The organism is Actinosynnema sp. (assembly GCF_052038725.1).
The window spans coordinates 1-3,431 of record NZ_JBQGCX010001013.1; the positions used below are offsets into that span (position 1 = coordinate 1).

General features: G+C 73.4%; 5 protein-coding genes. All 5 read left to right on the forward strand.

Translation table 11 applies throughout. The annotated features are described in order from the left end of the window. A partial coding sequence (locus ACTUAL_RS21440; protein ID WP_440901503.1) for a FliG C-terminal domain-containing protein occupies positions 1-508 on the forward strand: 508 nt, incomplete at its 5' end. After that, complete coding sequence (locus ACTUAL_RS21445; RefSeq protein ID WP_157767600.1) at positions 489-1,169, forward strand: FliH/SctL family protein; 681 nt, start codon at positions 489-491, stop codon at positions 1,167-1,169. The genes ACTUAL_RS21440 and ACTUAL_RS21445, both read left to right, overlap by 20 nt. Next, the gene (locus ACTUAL_RS21450; protein ID WP_440901504.1) at positions 1,166-2,485 is read left to right on the forward strand and encodes a FliI/YscN family ATPase; all 1,320 of its coding nucleotides are present in this window, start codon (positions 1,166-1,168) and stop codon (positions 2,483-2,485) included. The genes ACTUAL_RS21445 and ACTUAL_RS21450 overlap by 4 nt, the downstream gene beginning before the upstream one ends. Beyond that, positions 2,482-2,907, forward strand: coding sequence for a cell envelope biogenesis protein TolA (locus ACTUAL_RS21455; RefSeq protein WP_157767599.1), 426 nt, complete (start codon positions 2,482-2,484; stop codon positions 2,905-2,907). Before ACTUAL_RS21450 ends, ACTUAL_RS21455 begins: the two co-directional genes overlap by 4 nt. After that, positions 2,904-3,431 (forward strand): C40 family peptidase (locus tag ACTUAL_RS21460; protein ID WP_440901505.1); only part of this gene is annotated, 528 nt, incomplete at its 3' end. The genes ACTUAL_RS21455 and ACTUAL_RS21460, both read left to right, overlap by 4 nt.

Consider the following 3,431-nt stretch of genomic DNA (forward strand, 5'->3'; position numbering starts at 1 on the left):
CCCCGAGGTGATCCGCAAGGTCGAGTCGCTGCTCCAGCGCCGGTTCTCGTCGCTGCTCCAGCCGTCGGACCTGTCCACGGTGGGTGGCGTCGAGCCGCTGGTGAACATCATCAACCGCTCGGACCGGGCGACGGAGCGCTCCATCCTGGAGGGCCTGACCAAGCGGTCCCCGGAGCTGGCGGAGTTCATCCGCAGCCAGATGTTCATGTTCGAGGACATCGTCGGGATCGACGACCGGTCGATGCAGCTGGTGCTGCGGCAGATCGAGCCGAACGACCTGGCCACGGCGCTCAAGGGCGTCAGCAACGAGGTCAACCAGAAGATCGTGCGCAACCTGTCCGAGCGCGCGGCCGAGAACCTGTCCGACGAGATCGAGGTCCTCGGCTCGGTGCGCCTGCGCACCGTGGAAGAGGCCCAGGCCAAGATCATCCGGGTCATCCGCCAGTTGGAGGAGTCCGGCCAGATCGTGCTGCGACGGAGCAACGAGGATGACGAGTACGTCGACTGAGGGCCCGACCCAGGTGTCGGTGCTGCGGCAGGGGGACGCGGTGGCGTCCGGGGTGACGGCGTTCGAGCTGAACGTGGTCACGGCGGCCAAGAGCCCGGCGGAGGCGCTGACGGCGCTGCGGTCGGAGGCCAGGGCCGAGGGGTACGCCATCGGCTGGGCCCAGGGGATGCGGGAGGCCCGCGCGGCCACCGCGGAGGCCAGGGCGCACGCCGAGGAGCAGCTGCGGCGGCTCCTGGCGCACCAGGAGGCCGAGGTGCGGCGGGCGATCGGCGCGGTGAGCCTGGCGGCCGAGTCGCTGCGCTCGCGGGACGTGGTGCAGGCCACCGAGATGACCGGCGCGCTGGTGTCGGCGGCGGTGGACCTGGCCGAGGCGCTCGTCGGCCGCGAGATCGGCGGCGAGCAGGGCGGCCGGGACGCGCTGACCAGGGCTTTGGCGCTGGCGCCACCACACGTTCCGGTGAGGGTTCGGCTGCACCCTCATGACCACGCCCTCCTGGCCGACGAGAACGGCACCGAGTTCACCGAGCACGGACGCACGGTGGTTCTGGTGGCCGATCCGGGGTTGACCCCCGGAGCGGCCATCGCAGAAACCGACGAGACGACGGTGGACGCCCGTCTGGAGACGGCGCTCCGCCGGGTGCGCGAGGAGCTGGGACTGTGACCGGACTGCTGGACGAGCGTTTCGCACCTGCCCTGGCCGCGGCGAAGCCGCAGGTCATCGGCCGGGTGACCGGTGTGGTGGGGTTGTCGGTGACGGTGGCGGGCATCAGCGCCCGCATCGGCGACCTGGTGCGGATCGGGTCCGGCGGTCAGGAAGTGCTGGCCGAGGTGGTGGCGCTGGGCGCGGGCAGGGTCACCTGCCTGCCGCTGGGCGCGCTGGGCGGCATCGGCCTCGGCGCCGAGGTCGTGAGCACGAACCGGCCGCTGCAGATCGCCGTGGGCGAGCAGCTGCGCGGCCGGGTGCTGGACGGGCTGGGGCGGCCGATGGACGGCGGGCCGCCGCTGCTCGGGCTGGAGTCGGTGACGGTCGACATGACCCCGCCGTCGGCCCTGCAGCGCCAGCTGATCGACAAGCCGCTGCAGCTGGGCGTGCGCGCGCTGGACACGATGGTGCCGTGCGGGCAGGGCCAGCGCATCGGGATCTTCGCGGGCTCGGGCGTCGGCAAGTCGAGCCTGCTGTCGATGATCACGCGCGGCACCGAGGCGGAGATCACCGTGGTCGCCCTGATCGGCGAGCGCGGTCGCGAGGTGCGCGAGTTCATCGAGAACGACCTGGGCCCCGAGGGCCTGGCCCGCTCGGTCGTGGTCGTGGCGACCTCCGACCAGCCGCCGATGGTGCGGCTGCGCGCGGGGTTCGTGGCCACCCGCATCGCCGAGTGGTACCGGGACCGGGGCGCGAACGCGCTGCTGATGATGGACAGCCTCACCCGCATCGCGATGGCGCAGCGCGAGGTGGGCCTGTCCGCGGGCGAGCCGCCAGCGACGCGGGGCTTCCCGCCGTCGGTGTTCGCGCTGATGCCGACCCTGCTGGAGCGGGCCGGACCGGCCGAGCGCGGCAGCATCACCGGCCTGTACACGGTGCTGGTGGAGGGCGACGACCACAACGAGCCGATCGCCGACACCGCCCGGTCCATCCTGGACGGCCACGTGGTGCTGGACCGCAGGCTCGCCACCTCGGGGCACTTCCCCAGCATCGACGTGCTGGAGTCGGTGTCGCGGGTGACCGGCGCGGTGACCACGCCCGAGCAGCGCGCCGACGCGGCGCAGCTGCGCAGGCTGCTGGCGGCCCGCCGGGACGTGCGGGAGCTGGTGGAGATCGGCGCCTACGTCGGCGGCACGAACCTGGACGCGGACCGCGCCATGGCGCTGGAGTCACGCATCAACGGCCTGCTCACCCAGGACATCCACGCGCGCACCAGCGCGGAGTCGTCCTGGGAGGAGCTGCGGGAACTGCTGCACGGGGGTATGCGGGGATGAGCGTGGGATCGAGGTTGGCGGCCGTGCTGCGCGCCAGGCGCGCGCAGGAGGACATGGCGCGCGGCGACGTGGCCAGGGCGAACGCGGCGGTCGCGCAGGCGAGCGCCGGGGTGGCGCGCCGCGAGGAGCAGCTGGACGGCTGGAGCGGCCCCGAGGGCGGTGACCCGACCGCGTACCTCGCGTCGGTCGCCGCGGGCCGGGCCATGGCGCAGGCGCTGGGCGCCGCCGAGCAGGCGCGGCGCGAGGCCGAGGACGCCGCGACGGGCAGGCAGGACGTGCTGCGCGAGGCGGCGACGCGGCGGCGGACGGTGGAGAAGTTGACGGAGCGCGCGGCCGACCAGGCCCGCAAGGACGAGCTGGCGGCTGCCCAGCGGGTCGTGGACGACCTGTGGGGCGGGCGCACCGGGGGTGGCCAGGAGTGAGCGCGGGCATCGCGGGCATCGGCGTGCGGATGCAGGAGATCAACCGGATGATCGTCGGGTTGGTCCCCAGGGCGGCCGAGCCCGCCGCAACCTCGGGGACGGAGTTCGCGTCGGCGCTGACCAGCGCCCTGTCCGGGACCTCGGCGACCTCCGGGGCGTCGGCGTCGGGCGGGGTGTCCGGCAGCCAGGTCGTGGAGAACGCCAAGCAGTACCTGGGCGTGCCGTACGTGTGGGGCGGCACCGACCCGTCGAAGGGCCTGGACTGCTCGGGCCTGGTGCAGCTGGTCTACAAGAACCTGGGCATCACCCTGCCCCGCGTGGCCGAGGACCAGGCGCAGCAGGGCACCGCCGTGCCGAGCCTGGACCAGGCCAAGCCCGGTGACCTGATCACGTTCGGCGACCCGGCCTACCACATCGGCATCTACACCGGCGACGGCAAGATGATCCACGCCCCCGAGCCCGGCGCGCAGGTGCGCGAGCAGAAGATCTGGGAGACCCCGACCTCGATCCGCCGGATCGTGCCG

Bases quoted from the DNA above. Each gene is read 5' to 3' on its own strand.
- ACTUAL_RS21455 (WP_157767599.1), top strand. From the start codon at position 2,482: ATGAGCGTGGGATCGAGGTTGGCGGCCGTGCTGCGCGCCAGGCGCGCG.
- ACTUAL_RS21445 (WP_157767600.1), top strand. From the start codon at position 489: ATGACGAGTACGTCGACTGAGGGCCCGACCCAGGTGTCGGTGCTGCGG.